The 17,313-nt window shown below is 75.5% G+C and carries 15 protein-coding genes; 10 read left to right on the top strand and 5 right to left on the bottom strand.

Features of this window, described 5'->3' with window-relative positions; translation table 11 throughout:
* Window positions 1-56: 56 nt before the first annotated feature.
* From Q0858_RS01210 to Q0858_RS01225, 4 genes are all read left to right on the top strand, one after another.
* Window positions 57-1,094 carry a DUF1524 domain-containing protein gene (locus Q0858_RS01210; RefSeq protein WP_299050192.1) on the top strand — a complete coding sequence of 346 codons (1,038 nt, stop codon included), beginning with the start codon at window positions 57-59 and terminating at the stop codon, window positions 1,092-1,094.
* A gap of 82 nt (window positions 1,095-1,176) precedes the next feature.
* Window positions 1,177-1,908 (top strand): SprT family zinc-dependent metalloprotease, encoded by a 732-nt coding sequence (locus Q0858_RS01215; protein ID WP_299050194.1) that lies wholly within the window; start codon window positions 1,177-1,179, stop codon window positions 1,906-1,908.
* Between the two features lie 93 nt (window positions 1,909-2,001).
* Entirely contained in the window at window positions 2,002-3,261 is a 1,260-nt protein-coding gene (locus tag Q0858_RS01220) for a DUF2786 domain-containing protein (RefSeq protein WP_299050196.1), read from the top strand.
* Between the two features lie 517 nt (window positions 3,262-3,778).
* Window positions 3,779-5,122: a hypothetical protein gene (locus Q0858_RS01225; RefSeq protein ID WP_299050199.1), complete on the top strand. Its 1,344-nt coding sequence runs from the start codon at window positions 3,779-3,781 to the stop codon at window positions 5,120-5,122.
* Here the strand turns inward: Q0858_RS01225 and Q0858_RS01230 are convergent.
* On the bottom strand, window positions 5,046-5,813 hold the full coding sequence (locus tag Q0858_RS01230) for a TIGR02206 family membrane protein (protein ID WP_299050201.1): 768 nt from the start codon (window positions 5,811-5,813) through the stop codon (window positions 5,046-5,048). The genes Q0858_RS01225 and Q0858_RS01230 overlap by 77 nt on opposite strands.
* Before the next feature lie 188 nt (window positions 5,814-6,001).
* Between Q0858_RS01230 and Q0858_RS01235 the strand changes: the two genes are divergently transcribed.
* From Q0858_RS01235 to Q0858_RS01245, 3 genes are all read left to right on the top strand, one after another.
* A complete protein-coding gene (locus Q0858_RS01235) occupies window positions 6,002-7,279 on the top strand; it encodes a metallophosphoesterase (protein WP_299050204.1) in 1,278 nt (425 codons plus the stop codon).
* 108 nt (window positions 7,280-7,387) lie between these two features.
* Window positions 7,388-9,046, top strand: a complete 1,659-nt coding sequence (locus tag Q0858_RS01240) for an NERD domain-containing protein (protein WP_299050205.1) — start codon at window positions 7,388-7,390, stop codon at window positions 9,044-9,046.
* Window positions 9,047-9,123: 77 nt separating this feature from the next.
* Complete coding sequence (locus Q0858_RS01245) at window positions 9,124-9,711, top strand: NERD domain-containing protein (protein WP_299050207.1); 588 nt, start codon at window positions 9,124-9,126, stop codon at window positions 9,709-9,711.
* Here the strand turns inward: Q0858_RS01245 and Q0858_RS01250 are convergent.
* From Q0858_RS01250 to Q0858_RS01265, 4 genes are all read right to left on the bottom strand, one after another.
* Window positions 9,696-10,619 (bottom strand): glycoside hydrolase family 16 protein, encoded by a 924-nt coding sequence (locus tag Q0858_RS01250; protein WP_299050210.1) that lies wholly within the window; start codon window positions 10,617-10,619, stop codon window positions 9,696-9,698. The two genes, Q0858_RS01245 and Q0858_RS01250, sit on opposite strands and share 16 nt — an antisense overlap.
* 2 nt (window positions 10,620-10,621) lie before the next feature.
* The gene (locus Q0858_RS01255; RefSeq protein WP_299050212.1) at window positions 10,622-11,779 is read right to left on the bottom strand and encodes an acyl-CoA dehydrogenase; all 1,158 of its coding nucleotides are present in this window, start codon (window positions 11,777-11,779) and stop codon (window positions 10,622-10,624) included.
* Window positions 11,780-11,794: 15 nt separating this feature from the next.
* Entirely contained in the window at window positions 11,795-12,949 is a 1,155-nt protein-coding gene (locus Q0858_RS01260) for an acyl-CoA dehydrogenase family protein (protein WP_299050215.1), read from the bottom strand.
* A 105-nt stretch (window positions 12,950-13,054) separates the two neighbouring features.
* The gene (locus Q0858_RS01265) at window positions 13,055-13,858 is read right to left on the bottom strand and encodes a DUF429 domain-containing protein (RefSeq protein WP_299050217.1); all 804 of its coding nucleotides are present in this window, start codon (window positions 13,856-13,858) and stop codon (window positions 13,055-13,057) included.
* Window positions 13,859-13,930: 72 nt separating this feature from the next.
* On the opposite strand from Q0858_RS01265, the gene Q0858_RS01270 reads away from it, so the two are divergent.
* The 3 genes from Q0858_RS01270 to Q0858_RS01280 all read left to right on the top strand — a co-directional run bounded on the left by Q0858_RS01270 (window position 13,931) and on the right by Q0858_RS01280 (window position 17,136).
* Window positions 13,931-14,569, top strand: coding sequence for an alpha/beta fold hydrolase (locus tag Q0858_RS01270; RefSeq protein ID WP_299050220.1), 639 nt, complete (start codon window positions 13,931-13,933; stop codon window positions 14,567-14,569).
* Between the two features lie 145 nt (window positions 14,570-14,714).
* Window positions 14,715-16,163, top strand: coding sequence for a hypothetical protein (locus Q0858_RS01275; protein ID WP_299050222.1), 1,449 nt, complete (start codon window positions 14,715-14,717; stop codon window positions 16,161-16,163).
* Window positions 16,164-16,227: 64 nt separating this feature from the next.
* Entirely contained in the window at window positions 16,228-17,136 is a 909-nt protein-coding gene (locus Q0858_RS01280) for a hypothetical protein (protein ID WP_299050223.1), read from the top strand.
* The last annotated feature ends 177 nt before the right edge of the window (window positions 17,137-17,313 follow it).

Here is a 17,313-nt window from a genome sequence, read left to right on the forward strand (position 1 = left end):
TCACGGCTCGCGCCCAGGTCGCACCGACTGTCGGCGGGGCGGTCTACGGTCGAGGCGTGAGGACGACGGGCGCGCGACGACGACGGGTGGCGCTCCTCTGCTCGCTGCTGCTGGCTCTCACGCTCGCGGGGTGCGCCGACCTCGGCCAGGGCGCGGGCGGGCGGGGCGGCGACCGCGCCGGCGACCGTGCGGACCGGGCCGGTGACGGCAACCGGGACCGCGATCGCAGCCGGGACCGCGGCGGCGACCGGGTCCGCGACCGCGGCAGCGATCGCGGTGGCGACGCCGGGCAGGGGCGGCGCGACGCGTCGGCGCCGGCGGAGCGCCCCGCGGCCCGGCGGGTGGACGCCGGCTTCGGCCGCGCGGTGGCGATGCTGCGCCGGGCGCCCGAGCGGGGCGAGGGCTACGACCGCGACGCGTTCGTCCACTGGACCGACGCGGACCGCGACGGGTGCGACACCCGCGACGAGGTGCTCCTCGCCGAGGCCGTCCGCCGGCCCCGGGTCGGCGACGGCTGCGACCTCCTCGGTGGCCGCTGGGTCTCGCCGTACGACGGGGAGTCGACGCGCGACCCCTCGACGTTCGACGTCGACCACCTGGTGCCCCTGGCCGACGCCTGGGCGTCCGGCGCCCGGCGGTGGTCGGCGACGCGGCGCGAGGCGTTCGCCAACGACCTGGGCGACCGCCGGAGCCTCGTGGCGGTGACCGCCTCGTCCAACCGCTCGAAGTCCGACCAGGACCCCTCGACGTGGCAGCCGGAGCGGCAGCGCTGCCGCTACCTGCGGGACTGGACGGCGGTGAAGCTGCGCTGGGACCTCACCGCCGACCGCGCGGAGGCCCGCACGCTCACCCGCCGCGCCCGGGCCTGCGGGGGCCGGGTGACGGTCCGGACCGTGCGTGCCGACGACGCGACCACGCCCGGCCGCGACCGGACCGACCCGTCCCCCGACCCGTCCGCCGACCCGTCCGCCGATCCCCGGTTCGACACCTGCACCGACGCCGGCGCGGCGGGCTACGGCGACTACCGGTCCGGCGACCCCGAGTACCCCTGGTACGACGACGCCGACGGCGACGGCCGGGTCTGCGAGAGCTGACCAGGCGCGCTCCGGGCGCAGGCGTCCCCGCGTCGCACGTCCTGCCGGCAGCGCTGTCGGTGGCGCCTGCTGGACTGGACCCGTGGACATCACCGCGGCGCTCTCGATGGGGGAGCAGCTGCTCGCCGAGCACGGGCTGACGACCTGGCGCGTCCAGGTCGACCGGGCCAAGCGCCGGGCGGGTCAGTGCCGGTACGCCGACCAGGTCATCACGATCAGCGCTCCCCTCACCCGCCTCCACGACGAGGCCGAGGTGCGCGAGACCCTGCTGCACGAGGTCGCCCACGCCCTCGCCGGCCCCCGTGCGGGTCACGGGCCCCGCTGGCGGGCGATCGCGACACGGATCGGCAGCACGGGTGAGCGCTGCCTGTCGTCGGACGCACCGAAGGTCGCGGGGGCCTGGGTCGGCACCTGCCCGGCCGGCCACACCACCGAGCGCCACCGCCGCCCGACCCGGGTGGCGACGTGCTCGCGGTGCAGCCGCACCTTCTCCCTGGACCACGTCCTGACCTGGACGCGTGACGGTGCGCCGGCCCCGATGCACCCGTCGTACGCCGCGGAGCTGGAGGCGCTGCAGGGCGCACGGCGGGAGGCGGGCCCGGGGGCGCGGCCCGGTGGCGCCCGGGACGAGCGGGTCGCGGTCGGCACCCGGGTGCGGGTCCTCGCCCCCGGGCGCTGGCACGGCCGGGGTGGACCGGTGGTCAAGGTCGGCCGCACGCGCTACCACGTCTCGGTCGGCCGGGACGTCGTCCTCGCCGTCCCGATGTCCGCCGTGGCCGTCGACGGCGGTCCCGGGGTGCCGGGCACCGGGTGAGGGAGGTCCGTCCACAGGGGCGGTGCGGGCACGTCGCGAGTGTCGGAGCGAACCCCTACCGTCGTCCCACCGGGGTGAGGGGAAGGTGGGGACATGGCAGGTGGGGCACGACGGGTCGCGCGGGCGCAGCGCGAGGCGCAGCGGCGGCGCGAGGCGCAGGAGCGCCTGGCACGGTCGACGCGGGGAACGGCGGTGGGGGAGGACGTCTTCCGGACCTCACCCGGGGGCGGACGGGCCCGGGCGCGGCGTGACCGCGCCGAGGAGAGCGTGGCGGACGCCGCCCGGCTCCGCGGCCTCGTCGAGACGGTCGTGCGGCTGACCGACGGCACCCGTCGCGACGACGCCCGCCTCGAGACGCACGCCGACATGCTGCTCGCGCGGGCGGCGCCGAGCGACCCGGACGACGTCCTGGACGCCGCGGTCGACCGGCTCCGCGCGGCGCTGGCGCGGGTCCGGGCCGGGGGCTGGCCCGAGGCCGACGTGCCGCGGCTGGTGGAGCGGACCCTCGGCCCGCCCCACCTGCGGACCCTCGACGCCCTCGCGGCCGGCCGGGGGGTGCGGCTCGCCTCCGTGCTGGGCCTGGCCGCCCTGCTGACGCAGGTGCCGCTCCTCGAGGCCACGGCGCTGGTGGACGCCGACGGGGCGGGTGTCCCGTCAGGCGCCGCCGGCGCGGGCCACCCCAAGCTGGCGCGGGTCCGGGGGCTGCTGGCGAAGGCGGAGTCCACGCCGTACCCCGAGGAGGCCGAGCTGCTGTCCGCGAAGGCGCAGGAGCTCGTCGCCCGCTACGCCCTCGACGGCCTGCTGGACGCCGCCCGCGAGGACGGCGGCGGACCCCGCCCGCAGGTGCGCCGTCTCTGGCTGGACGCGCCGTACGTCGACGCCAAGGCCGCGCTCGTGGCCGCGGTCGCGTCGGCGAACCGCTCGCGGACGGCGGTGGCGGTCCCCCTCGGGTTCTGCCTCGTCGTCGGGGACGCCCGCGACCTCGCCGCCACCGAGCTGATGGTGACGTCCCTGCTGGTGCAGGCCGGTGCGGCGATGCTCGCCCACGAACGCGCGGCCGGCGCGGGGACGGGCCGCACCCGGTCGTTCCGCCGCGCCTTCCTGCTGGCCTACGCCCACCGGGTGGGGGAGCGGCTGAGCGAGGCGACCGCGGAGGCCTACCGCGAGGCCGGTGGTGACGCCCTGCCCGTGCTGGCGGCGCAGGAGGAGCGCGTCGAGGCGGCGTTCGAGGCCGCCGTCCCGCACACGGCCGCGAAGCGGTCCACCGTCAGCAACGACGAGGGCTGGTACGCCGGCCGCGCCGCCGCCGACCGCGCGCGGCTGGACACCGCCGAGCCCCTCGAGGGGGCCTGAGCGGAGGCCTGAGCGGAGGCCTGACTGGGCCCACGCTCAGGGGCCGAGGTCCAGGTCGTCGAGCGACGGGTGTCGTCGGGCTCGGCGTGGGTGAACGGCATGGTGTGCCAGCGCAGCGCACCCCGCAGGTCGCCGTGGGCCTTCAGGACGCCGGCGACGCGCTCGTGGTCCAGGGCGATGAGGGCGTCCTCCCGCACGGAGACGCGCAACCGGGCGAGGACGTCCTCCGCCAGGGACTCGTCCCCGGCCGCGAGCGCCAGGTCGAGCCGCGTGGGCAGCACCCCGTCGGCCGGTTCGCCGCCCTCGGCCTCCGCGACGTCGAGGGCGCGGTGGGCCCGGCCCGCCTGGCCGCGCATGCCCCAGGGGTCCGCCGCGGCGACCAAGAGGGCCGGTCGGCCGAAGTCCTGTGGTCCAGGTCGTCGGCCGCGGCCTCACTCTTCGAACCCGCCACTGTCGGTGGTCGCCCCTAGCGTGCGGAGCGCAGGTGTCGGAGAGGTCGACGGACGGGGGACGAGCCATGGGCGACGCGCTGGAGCAGCGGTGGGACGACGAGGTCGAGGGGGCGTGGGCGGCGTTCCGGCGCCGGCTGGGGGACCGGTTGGCGGCCCTGGAGCAGGAGGAGAGCCTCGCGGTCGTCGTCCGCTCGGCGGAGGACGACGACGAGGGCGCGGCGCCGTACTGCCAGGCGATGGCGTGGGGCGGTCGGGGGCTCACGGTCGAGGCGGTGTCGGACACGTTCCTGGCCGCGGAGCACCGGGTGGGCCCGGAGGGCGCCGAGCGGCTCCGGGTGCTCGGGTTCCACCCGCCGTCGGGCGAGGAGTCGCCCAATCACCACCTCACCGTCGACCAGCGGGAGGCCGACCGGGCCGCCTGGATGGTCGTGGGGGCGGTGCGCGAGGTGTTCGGCGTGCTCCACCCCGCGTTCCTCCTCGACGACCTCACGGCGGCCCCGGGGCCCGATCCCGGTCCCGAGGTCCCGGAGGCGTCGACCTGGGCGGTGCGCGACGAGCACTGGCCCACCGACGACCACGGCCCGTGGTTCCCCGACGACGGCGAGGACGTCCGGCGAGCGGTCCACCGTGTGGTCCGTGACCTCACCGGCGACGAGCCGGAGTGGGACGACGACGACGACCTGCCGCTGCTGACCGACCAGGCGCGGGTGTGGGTGGTCGCGGCGAGCTCGCTGCCGCGCATCCTCCTGACGTGCACCCTGCTGACGGACGTCGTCGACGAGTCACGCGCCCTGGTCGAGGCGAACCTGCTGAACCGTCGCCACTTCGGGCTGACGTTCCTGCTGGACGACCGGCGACTGGTCGTCCGCCGTGAGCTCGGCGTCTCGGCCTTCCAGCCGACCGAGGTGCGCGCGGAGCTGGCGAGGCTGCTGGAGCACGTCGACCGCTGGGTGGTCGAGCTCCGCGAGCGCGTGGGCGGCCGCGGGGCCTTCGACGACGCGGCCGCCGCACCGCTCGCGTCCCGGGGGGAGGGGGAACCGGCCGGGGTCGACGACGCCCAGCAGCGCCGGTTCGCCGCGGCGTACGACGTGATGCGGGAGCTCGAGCGGGAGGAGCGCGGCTCCGCGGACCCGGCGACGCTGGCGCGCGTGTTCCACCACGACCGGGGCCTCGTCATGCTCGCCCTGACCGCGACCCGGGCCCGGGAGGCGCAGGACCGCCGTCGCGCGGAGCGGCAGGTGGAGGCGGAGCGGCCGGCGCTCGCCAAGCGGTTCCGCGCCTCGGCCCGCTACCAGCGGGAGCTGCGGTCCCGGCTGCGCCGCGCGCTGCGGATCACGGTGCAGTCCGCCCCGCGCTCGGAGGTGACGGAGCAGCCGGGTCTGTTCGCCGAGGAGGACGTCCGCGGCTGACGTCGCCGGAGCGGCGGGCGAACGGCCAGGTCATGAGGGCCCACACGGCGCAGATGATGACGATCTCGGCCACCACGTAGGTGGGCCACGGCCCGAGCAGGTCGAGCACCGAGCCGCCCGCCGGCTTGGCGTTGAGGAAGCCGTAGTTGGTGCCCAGCGCCACGTTCAGCCCGTAGACGCTCACCGCCCAGGCGGCGGTCACCGCGACCGCCATCCGGTAGTCGCGCCAGCTGGGGCCGAGCCCGCGTCCGAGGGAGAGGTAGACGGCGGCCCACACGATGCCGATGTGCATCACCCAGAAGAGCAGGAAGACGGGGTGCGGGAAGGCGGTGACGAGGTCCGGGGTCAGGATCGCCTGCGTGGTCAGGGGGATCCCCCACAGGTAGGTCAGGGCGACCGCCCGCCGCCGGTGGGACCACAGGGCCCAGACGCTCACGAAGGACGCGAGGTCGCACAGCTGGATCGGCAGCGTCCGGTCGAGCTCGAAGAACGCGGGGGTGAAGTACAGCACCTGCAGGGGCAGCGTCCCGGCCAGCAGCACCACCGCGAAGACCCGCCCGGTGCGGTCCGAGGGGTCGGTGCGGCGCAGCCGCCGACCCAGTGGCACGAGGACGGCGCAGCCCACCAGCAGCACCGCCAGCGCCGTCAGGTGGGTGACGTCGTAGGCGGTGAACTCGCGGGCGCTGGACACCCCGTCATCATGCCCGGCGGTGCCGGGACGGCGCCTGGGTCGTCGTACTCATCCTGGGCCGCTTGGCTATCCTCGCCACTTTGGCCGTCGCGACCGCCGGGGTCACCATGGATCCACTCCGGTCGGTGCGACGGGCCGGGGGGACCACGACCGCCGTTGCCGGACGACGAGCTCAGGGAGGGAAGCGCATGTCTGCACGTCTCAGGCGCGTCGTCCTCGTCGTGCTCGCGGCCCTCCTGGGCCTCGGGCTGGTGCAGGCGGCCTCGCCCTCGACCAGCCTGAGCGGCTCGTCGACGGACGGGGGTGACTCCGGCTCGCCGACCGAGGAGGACACCTCCTACCGGTTCCTGTCGGCCCCCGACTTCATGAACGCCGACGTCGCCGACCTGAGCGGCCAACCCCGGTGGCGCCCGGGGATGCCGAACTCGTGGAACACCTCCTGGGCCACCGCGACCGACACCGTGATGGACGCCTTCGAGGCCGAGGCCCCCGAGGACGTGCTGGTCGCGGGCGACCTCGTCAACGGCCACTGGGGTGTCGAGCCCAGCGGCGTCTTCGGTCCGGTGGGCACCGAGGCGGAGCGCCAGGCCGCCGTGCGGCGCGCCGCCGCGGCCTACTTCCCCGCGTGGCGGCAGCTGTTCGACGACCGCGGCCTGCCCGTCCACGTCGCCGTCGGCGACCACGAGGTCGGTGACAACGACTGGGCCGGCTCGGACAAGAACGAGTTCAAGCGCCGCAACCTGGGGCTCTTCAAGGAGGAGTTCTCGCGCTACGCGCTGCTCCCGGACCGCTACGACTCGCGCCCCGCGGGCCCTGCGAACCGCACGGCGTACGCCGTCCGCCTCGCCCCGGAGGTGCAGCTCGTGACGGTCGACGTCTTCGAGCGCACCGGGGACGACGTCGTCCCGCGGCTCGACCCGCAGCAGCTCCGCTGGCTCGACGACGTCCTGGCCCGGGCGCAGGCCGACGGCGTCGACTGGATCATGGTCCAGGGGCACGTGCCGGTCGCCCGACCCGTCCGCCAGACCAGCAGCTCGGGGCTGTACTACGAGGGCGGCGCCGCTTCGCCCTTCTGGCGGACGCTGGCGCGGCACGACGTCGACCTCTACCTCGCCGGCGAGGTGCACGACACCACCGCGGTCCGCCGCGACGGCGTGATGCAGATCAGCCACGGCGGGATGTTCGGCCACGGCGGTCACGACGGGCGGGGCGGCACCAGCTACCTCGTCGGTCAGGTCGAGGGCGACACCCTCGACCTCGTCGCGAAGCGCTTCCGGGTCAGCCACACCGAGGGGGAGGGCGAGCGGCTCTGGCAGGCCACCTCGCAGGGCCAGCCGCCGCTCGAGAAGACCTTCGTGCCCACCCCGGACGTCATCGGCACCATGCGGCTGACCGCCGACGGCGAGGTGCTCTCGATGGACGGCCAGCTCGGTCCCTACCTGCCGGGCGGGTCCGACGCGGACTGACCCGCCCGGGACCGACCCCGCCCGGGACCGACCCGGTGCGTCGTCGCGGCCACGAGCGCTGTCGGCGCTCCCTCCTACGGTGGGTGCCCACCGACGGAGGGGGACAGCATGGTGCGGCTCGTGCCCGAGCGCCCGGAGTTCACGACGAGCTCGGAGCAGCAGGTCTGGGAGCGGCTGGCCGCGTCCCTGGGCCCCGACGACGTGCTGCTGGCCAACCTCCGTCTCACCGACCCCACCAAGGACCACGAGGCGGACATCGTCGTCCTGATGCCGGGGGTCGGTGTCGTGGTCGTCGAGGTCAAGGGCGGCAGCGTCTGGTTCGACGCGGACCGCGGCGCCTGGCGTCAGCGGACGGGCCGGCGTGACAAGACGATCGATCCGGTGACGCAGGCGCGGACCACGAAGTACGCGATCCGCACCTACGTCGGCAACGACCCCCGGTGGGCCCGACGCGACCACGTCGGGTGGGCGCACGCCGTCGTGCTGGTCCACTCCGACGTCGACCCCGACTTCGCCCTGCCCGACTGCCCCCGCTGGTCGGTCCACGACCGCGGCGACCAGGCCGACCTCGCCGCCCGGCTGCGGGAGAACGCCCGGCTGGGTCGCCAGGGCAAGCGGGCGCTCACGGCGGACGACGTCGAGACCGTCCTGGAGGTGCTCGCCGGACGATTCCCGGGCTCCCGCGACGTCAACGCCGAGGCCGCCGAGGTGGCGGGCGCGGCCGACCGGCTGACGCTGGAGCAGGCGACCGTCCTGGGTGTCACCCGGCTGCTGCACCGCGTCGAGGTCCGCGGCGGGGCCGGGAGCGGCAAGACCGTGCTGGCACTGCAGCAGGCGCGTGAGCTCAGCCGCGGCGGACGCGGTCGCGGCCGGCAGCGCGTCGCGCTGCTCTGCTACTCCCTCGGGCTGGCCGCGCACCTGCGGCGGACGGTCGCCGCCTGGCCGCGGAAGGAGCGCCCCGCCTTCGTCGGCACCTTCCACGACTTCGGCCGCCAGTGGGGTGCGCCCGACGGCGCCCGGGAGGACAGCGACTTCTGGGAGACCCGTCTGCCGGCGTTGATGGCGGACCTGGCGGAGGACCTGCCTGTCGGCCACCGCTACGACGCCGTCGTCGTCGACGAGGCCCAGGACTTCGCCGACTCCTGGTGGCGGCCGGTGCTGCGCTCGCTGGCCGACGAGGAGGCCGGGGGCCTCTACCTGTACTCCGACGAGCACCAGCGTCTCTTCGCCCGCTACGGCCGCCCGCCCGTGGCCCTCGTGCCGCTGGTGCTCGACGACAACCTCCGCAACACCCGGCAGATCCACGACTGCTTCGGACCGCTGGCCCCGAGCCGGATGCGGGCCCGCGGCGGTGACGGGCCGGACGTGCGGTTCGTCGCCGCCCCGACGGACGAGGCCCTCGGTGTCGCCGACGACGAGGTCGACGCCCTCCTGGACGCCGGCTGGCGCGCCGAGAACGTCTGCCTGCTCACCACCGGCGCCCGTCACCCGGTCCAGCTCGAGCGCACCGAGCACCACGGGCAGGAGGGCTACTGGGACACCTTCTTCTCGGACGACGACGTGTTCTACGGCCACGTGCTGGGCTGCAAGGGTCTCGAGCGACCGGCCGTCGTGCTCTGCGTCAACGAGCGGGGCGAGCGCGAGCGCGCCCGGGAGCGGCTGTACGTCGGGATGTCGCGCGCCACCCACCAGCTGGTGGTGGTCGGCGACCCCGACGTGGTTCGCGCGGTCGGCGGTGACCTCGTGGCCCGCCGCCTCGGCCTCTGAGCCGTGCGACTTCCGTCGTTCGCCCACGCGGGGCCGGGTGGACGCGGAATAGTGGCGTGCGGGGAGAGGAGAGGATCATGGTCGACGTCATGGGGTTCGTCCCCGTCCTCGCGGACAGCCCGTGGACGCGCTGGCGCTCGCGTGCCGCGACCCCGTCCCGGGACGCCGCCGGGGCCCGCGCCACCGCCGCCGCCCTCTCCGGGCTCGACCCCGACCGCTGGCACGTGCTCGCCGACTGGCCGGTCCCCGGCGAGCCGCGGGCCCACGTCGAGCACGTGGTCGTCGGGCCGCCCGGCGTCCTGGTCGTGGACTCGAAGAACTGGAACGGGGCGGTCCGCACCGCCCAGGGCGTGCTCCGCCAGGACGGGTCCCGCCGGGAGCGCGACCTGGCCGAGGCCGCGCGTACCGCCGGAGTCGTGCGCGAGGCACTCGGGCTCGACGAGGACGTCCCCGTCATCGGGGTCCTCTGCTTCGTCCCGCCCGCCATGGTCACCGGCTGGATCGGCGAGGTGCTGCTGTGCGCCACCGGCGACGTGGTCGCCGTCCTCGACCGGCTCACCCGCCGCCTCGACCGGGACCGGGTCGACGACGTCGCGGCCCGCCTCGCACCCGGCGTCGCCCGCCGTCCGGCCCTCGCCCCCGTGGAGGGTCAGGCGGGCGCGTAGACCCGCACCCAGTCGATGCGCATCGCGCGACCACCCTCGAACGAGGGGTCCTCGCCGTCGACGCGCTTCGCGGCGGTCTGCATCGCCAGCCACATCGGCACGTCCGAGATCCGCTCCGGCTCGCGGACCGTCTCCACCGCCTGCCCGTCGACCACGACCTGGATCTCGTCCGCGGTCCACCGCACGGACACCTCGTGCCAGCGCGCGAAGTCGCCCCGCACCGGGCGGCGGGTCGCGGGGTGGGTGCCGTCGGCCGCCAGCTCGCCGTAGTGGTTGGTGACCGTCATCTGCCGGCGCCCGGGCGAGGTCTCGAAGATCTCGTAGAAGTCGATCTCCGGCGGCCACCCGCCGTACGACGGCCACAGCAGCGCGGCGACCGTCACCCCGAGGGCGTCGTCGTCGGTGCGCACCCGCATGTCCCAGCGCCCGTACAGCTGCTGGGTGGGGCTGTCCCAGCTGCCCACCCCGCCGGAGAGCCAGTCCCCGTCGACCTCGGCCGTGTCCAGCACGAGGGTCGAGTCCTCGACGCGGACCATCGAGGAGTCCCACAGGGCGTCGGGGCAGCAGCCAGGCACCCCGTCGTACACGCGCCACACGGAGGTGTCGAGGGTGTCGAAGTCGTCGAAGAAGACCTCCTCCCACCTCCGCTCGGTCGGCTCGGGCCGCTCGGGGACCGGGATGGGGTCCTTCAGCCGGCCGTCCGGCCCGATCTCGGGCAGGCCCTCCCGCCTCGGCTCGTCGCGTGCCGGCGGGGAGTCGCTCTCCACCGGTCCGGGGCCGGTGACCCGGCCGCCGGTGGCGAAGTCGCCGTCCGCGGACCGCCCCTCGCCGGCGACGGTCCCGCACCCGGCCAGCAGCAGGGCCGGCAGGAGGAGCGAGACCGCGAGGGCGGCGAGGGAGCGGGTCACGGTCAGGGCAGGGGGTCGACCTCCGCGTGGCCGCCGACGTCGGCGGCGAGGGCGCGGAGGTGGTGGTGGCCGTCCCCGAGCAGGTGGTCGAGCGCCGTGAGGTGGCTGACGTAGTTGCCGACGTGGTACTCGGCCGTCATCGCGATCCCGCCGTGCAGCTGGATGGCCTCCTGGCCGACGTGGCGCGCCGCCCGGCTGGTGCCGAGGGCGGCCCGACGGGCGGCGTCCGCCGGGTCGGCGTCCGCGGAGCCGGTCGACGCGGCCCCGAGGACCATCGCCGCCCACTGCGCGAGGCTGCGCGCGAGCTCCAGGGACACGTACATGTCCGCGGCCCGGAAGGTCAGCGCCTGGAAGGTCGCGAGCGGCACCCCGAACTGCTTGCGGCTGCGGAGGTACTCCGTCGTCGACTCGAGGGCCACCGTCATGGCGCCGAGGGCCTGGTGGCAGGCCACGACACGGGTCTCGTCGACCACCCGGGCGACCGCCGCGGCGGCGTCCGTGGTGCCGTCGCCGAGCAGGGTCGCGGAGGCGCCGGAGAGGCGGACCTGCGCGGCCCGGCCGCCGTCGTGGGTGGCGTAGCCGGTCCGGGTCACCCCGTCGGCGTCACCCTCGACGAGGAACACGCCGGTGCCGCCGTCCGGCAGCGCCGCGGTGACGACCAGGCGCCCCGCCGTCGCGCCGTGCGGCACGGGCTCCTTGACGCCCTCCAGCGTCCAGGCGTCCCCGGAGCCGGTCGCGACCACGTCGCGTGCCTCGGCCGTCCACCCCCGGCCGGGCTCCGCGAGGGCCGGGGCCAGCAGCAGCTCGCCCTCGGACAGCGCGCCGAGGGTCTCCGCGCGCTGGGCGTCGGTGCCGAGCGCGGCGACCAGGCCGCCGGCCAGGACCACGGAGGTCAGGAACGGCTCGGGGGCGATGACGCGCCCGAGCTCCTCCGCGACCAGCGCGCTCTCGATCGGTCCGGCGCCCATGCCGCCGTCGGCCTCGGAGAAGGGCAGTCCGAGGACGCCCATCTCGGCGAGGCCGGTCCACAGCTTCTCGTCGTACCCGGGCTCGTCCTTGACGGTGCGGCGCCGGTCCTCGTAGCTGCCGTAGGTCCGGGCCAGCAGTCCGCGGACCGCCTCGGCCAGCGCCTTCTGCTCGTCGTCGTGCGTGAAGTCCATCGCTCGTCCCTCTCTCTACAGACCCAGGATCGTGCGCGCGATGATCTGGCGCTGGATCTCGTTCGAGCCCCCGTAGATGGAGGCCTTCCTCAGGTTCAGGTACGCCGGGGTGGCGCGGCGGGTCCACTGCGGCAGCGTCGAGTCGTCCCCGGCGCCGGAGGCCAGCGAGGCCGGCCCGGCGAGGTCGACGACCAGCTCGGAGACGGCCTGCTGCAGCTCGGTGCCCTTCAGCTTCAGCACCGACGAGGCCGGGTGCGGCTTGCCGTCGGCGGAGTGCGCCACGACCCGCAGGGCCGTCAGCTCGAGCGCGAGCAGCTCGTTCTCGAGCTCGGCGACCCGGGCGGCGAGCAGCGGGTCGTCGGCGAGGGTGTCCCCGGCCCACTCCTTGGCCTGGGCGAGGACGCGCTTGGTGGCGCCGACCGGTGCGACGCCGACCCGCTCGTTGCCGAGCAGGAACTTGGCGTAGTCCCAGCCGTGGTTCTCCTCGCCGACGAGGTTCTCGGCGGGCACGCGCACGTCGGAGAACCAGACCTCGTTGACCTCGTGGCCGCCGTCGATCAGCTCGATCGGGCGGACCTCGACGCCGGGGGAGGTCATGTCGATGAGCAGGAACGAGATGCCCCGCTGCTTCTTCGCCTCGGGGTCGGTGCGGACCAGCATGAAGATCCAGTCGCCGTGCTGGCCGAGCGTCGTCCAGGTCTTCTGGCCGTTGACGATCCAGTCGTCGCCGTCACGGACCGCGGTGGTGCGGAGCGAGGCGAGGTCGGAGCCGGCGTCCGGCTCGGAGAAGCCCTGCGACCACCAGATGTCCAGGTTCGCGGTGGCGGGCAGGAAGCGCTCCTTCTGCTCCTGCGTGCCGAACTGGGCGATGACCGGGCCCACCATGGAGGCGTTGAACGCCAGGGGCAGCGGGACGCAGGCGCGCTGCATCTCCTCGTGCCAGATGTGGCGGCGCAGCGGCGTCCAGTCGCGACCGCCCCACTCGGCGGGCCAGTGGGGGACCGCGAGGCCCTCCGCGTTGAGGATCCGCTGGCTCGTGACGATGTCGTCCTTGCTCAGCTCGCCGCGGGAGGCGACGACGTCGCGGATCTCCTGGGGGATCTTGGTGGTGAAGAACTCGCGCATCTCTGCGCGGAAGGCAGCGTCCTGCTCGGACAGCTCCAGCTGCATGGCTTCGACTCCTCCTCGGGGGCGTCCGGGACACGGACGTGCTCCATCATGACGGGCGCTGTCGAGCGCCACGAGGCTGCGTCCCCAGGGGCGAGGGTCGTGCAGTCAGCGCCGACTGTTCCGCCGGCTGCCGCGCGGTGCCCGGTCGGGCTCGAGATCGGTCGGCAGCGTGGGCGTGACGACGGTGCCCTGGGCGGGGTCGCCGTACTGCGTCAGCGTCCCCGGTGCCCGGTCGACCAGCAGGGCGACGTACGCGCAGAGGACGGCGTCGACCTGGTCCTCGGCGAGGCGCAGGTCGCTCTTGCGGGGCGCCCGCTCGACGGCGGCGACCAGGCCCTCCCAGGGCTCCCTGCCCGCGAGCCGCAGGGGCACGTCGGCGGTGGCGAGGCCCTCCAGGAGGGTGGTGAGGCGCAGCAGCTCGGAGCGCAGCTGCGGCAGCTCGCGGCCCTGCTTCTGCTTGTACTTCAGCGTCCGGCCGAGCCGGAACAGCGCCACGGAGGCGGCGTGGGGGTAGACCTCGACGGCCCGACGACCGGGCGGTCCGGGGTGGACGGTGGACGGCGGGGCCGGCCACGGGGTGAGGCCCAGCGCGTCGGCCACCCGGCCGCCCCGGGGGCCGTCGGCGAAGACCGCCAGCCCGGTGTTGGAGGGGTGGGCGCCGGCCTCGAACGCACGGAAGTCCCGGTTGAGCGAGGTCTCGGCGCCGCGGGTGCCCGTCGGGTTCGTGACCACCAGCGGTGCGTCGATGCCGACCACGCACGCCTCGTCGGGCCCGAGCGCTGCCGCGTCGACGACCTCCGCGTCGGTCCGGACCGAGACGACGTCGAGCAGGACCCCGTCGCCGTCGAGGCGGGCGACCCCGGTGCGGTTGCGCTCGCCCCACGCGAGGTCGACGCCCACGAACCGCATGACGGCAGCGTCCCAGACGGGTCTGCCGGGTCCGCGACGACGGTGTTGGCGCGGTCGGGGAACCTGGGGGTCGTGGACCCCCGACGCGCACGGCTGGTCGAGGTCGCCTCTCCGGCCCGACCCACGGGACGGGTGCTGGTGCTGCACGGCGGCGCCGACCGGCCCGGGCACCCCCCGACCAGCACGACCCAGCTGTCGGTGGTGCGGATGATCCCCGTCGCGCGGCGGGTCGCCCGCGCCGGGCGGCGAGACCTCGCGGTGCACCGCCTGCTCAACTCGAGCCGCGGCTGGGACCCCGACCGCACACCCGTCGAGGACGTCGAGTGGGCCCTGTGGCACCTCGCCCAGCAGGGCCCGAGGCTGCCGACCTGCTTGGTGGGCCACTCGCTCGGGGGCCGCGCGGCGCTGCTCGCCGGGGCCGCCGACGACGTCGTCTCCGTCGTCGCCCTCAACCCCTGGGTGTACGCCGACGACGCCCGCCGCACCGACCTCGCCGGCCGCCGCGTGCTGGTCGTGCACGGCACGGACGACCGGATCGCCGACCCCGGACGCGCCCGCCGGGTCGTCACGGACCTGCGGGCCCGTCGTACGGACGCGGAGATGGTGGACGTCGAGGGCGGCAAGCACGCGATGCTGCGCCACGGGCGGGTCTTCGAGGACCACGCCGCCCGGTTCGCCGTCGAGACGCTGGTGGCCGACCGGAGCGGTTGAAACCGTATGGTTGCGGGGAGTTCGCCGACCGCTTCCTCAACTTGTGGTGATTCCGTGGACGGGACCACCTTTACTCGTGTGGAATGTTTGGCGACGCCCCCGCCGGAGCACGGTCGCCTGGGGGCGTCATTCACCGAGGAGATCCATGTCGTTGCGCAGCACCGTCCGACGCCTGCTGGTCGCGCTCTGCGCGACCGCCGCCGGAGGCGCCGCGCTGGCCGCGCCGCAGTCCGCCGTCGCGGCACCGACACCGAGCCTCGCCGCCCCGGCGGAGACCTCCGGCTCGGTCGTCCAGGGCCTGACCTTCCCCGGTGACGCCGGGTTCGCCTACGCCGGCTGCTACGGCTGGGACGGCGGCGTCGCGCCCCAGGCGCTGGTCCGCGACATCCCCGGCAGCCCCAACGGCAACCGCAGCACGGGCTTCACGACCTCCGCGGGCACCGGCGCCGGCCCGCAGGCCGCGGTCCCGAGCCTGAGGAACATCGGGCCGATGGACATCAGCGTGTGGTCCGAGGGCGGTGCCGACGGGTTCGCCTACGTCTGGCTGTTCCCGGCGAAGGGTGGCGCCTTCCTGGGCACGACCCGCCTGGCGACGGGCGCCGGCTGGGCCACGAGCGACGCAGCGTCCGCGACCTTCACCTGGACCGAGCGCAGCCGTCGTACGTTCGCCCCCGTGGCCGGCTCGACGCGCGGCGGCTCGTTGAGCCTCGCCCAGGCCGCCACCCGGTTCGGCAACGGACCGGCGCGGGTCGGCTTCGCCTTCGGCTGCGACGGCGGGGACTTCTCCCTCGACCGCTTCCGCGTCGGCACCTCCTCCTTCGACTTCGAGGGCGTGTCGGTCCTCACCTCCATGACCGTGGGCAGGCGCACCCCCGACGGCACCACCCTGGTCGGCCGCAGCGCCGGGGCCGGTAAGAGCACCGGCGAGCCCCTCGTCCTGCAGGCCTCCCGTCGCGGCAACGCGTTCCGTGACCTGACCGGGGCGCCCGTCGAGGTCGACGCGGACGGCGTCCACACGGCGGTCGTGAAGCCCGCCGTGACCACGAAGTACCGCTGGCGCCGCGTCGAGGTGTCGTACGCCGCGGGCGGGGAGTCCAACGTCGTGGCGGTCCGGGGCACGAAGGCCGTCGCCGAGAGGGACGGGAAGCAGGGCCGGCGCCTTGCCCCGGGTGGCCCGGACGCGACGGAGCCCCCGACCGAGCAGCCGACCGAGCCCGAGGCCGAGCAGCCGACGGAGCCGACGGAGCCGACGGAGCCGGCCGTCCCGGACCCGACCGAGCCCCCCACCGAGCAGCCGACCGAGCCCGAGACCGAGCAGCCGACCGAGCCCACGGAGCCGGCCGTCCCGGACCCGACCGAGCCGCCCACGCAGGAGCCGAGCCCCGAGCCCAGCCCCGAGCCGACCCCCGAGGCCCCCGTGGCCTGCGAGGGCCTGACCTACGAGGACACCGCCGTGTGGCTCGAGGCCCAGGGCCTCGACGCCTCCGACATCACCTCGACCCTCGACGAGGACTGCCCCACCGCGGAGGACCTCGACGCGATGGCGGCGGAGCTCGGCATCGTGCTCGAGCTCGTCCCGGGCATCCAGGGCTGAGAGCCGACCCGGCCCCCACCCCCTGGCTTGCGGGCTGGGTCCGGGTCGCCATACTCGGTTGACGATGAGCGAGACCGAGAAGCCACGCCTGGAGGTCGACTGGGTCAAGGTCGTCGCGGGTGCCCTGGCGGCCGTGTCGTCGGCCGTCCTGCTGTCCACCCTCGGAGCGGCCGGGACCCTGATCGGCGCCGCGCTGGGCAGCGTCGTGGTGTCCCTGGCGACCAGCGTCTACGGCACCGGCCTGGCCCGTGGCACCGAGAAGGTCGCCGTCGCGCAGACCGTCGCCCTGGAGAAGGTGTCCGCGGCGACCCAGCAGATCGCCCAGGTACGACGCACCACGGCCGACGGCGGGACCGGCCCGGAGACCTCCGCAGGCGCCCACGCCGCTGTCGACCCGGCGGCGACGGACGCCGCCGCCGAGGAGGTCACCGAGGCCCTGGAGGACGCCGAGCAGCAGCTCGAGGAGGCCCAGGCTGAGCTCGAGGAGGCGGCCAACCCGGCCGCCGAGGAGGCGACCAGCGACGGGCTCACCCTGAAGGAGCGGCTCGCGATCCTGCCGTGGAAGCGGGTCCTCCTCGCCTCCGCCGGCCTGTTCGTCATCGCGATGGTGCTGCTCACCTCCTTCGAGGTCATCGGCGGGCGCACGGTGTCGTCGTACACCGGCGGCAGCGACCGCGACGGCGGCACGTCGTTCGGCCGCACCTTCCGCGGCGGTGGCGACGACACCGACCAGCAGCCGGAGCAGGACCCCTCGCGCTCCCCGTCGCCCTCGCAGAGCCCGACCCAGGAGCCGTCCGACGAGCCGACGACGGATCCGACGACCGAGCCGTCCGACGACCCGACCGAGACCGACGACACCCAGACGGCGGACCCCTCCGAGGACCCGTCGGACACCCCCACCGAGTCCGAGTCGCCCACCCGCACCCCCACCACCCGCCTCCCCAGCCCCACCACGACGTCCCCCACCCGCTGACCCCAGCGCGCCCTCCCGGGACCGGACCGGGGTGCTCGCCGGGTCTCGACGACGCGCGCTCGCTGCGCTCGCGGGCTGCTCGACCGGCTGGGTGGGGTCCGGAGATCGAGGTGTGAGGGCCGCCAGGCCCGAGCCACGAGATCCCGGCACCGGACCGGGGCGTTACTCACCGGGTCT

It is taken from the genome of uncultured Nocardioides sp. (assembly GCF_947489365.1).
In the GTDB taxonomy this organism is placed as follows: domain Bacteria; phylum Actinomycetota; class Actinomycetes; order Propionibacteriales; family Nocardioidaceae; genus Nocardioides.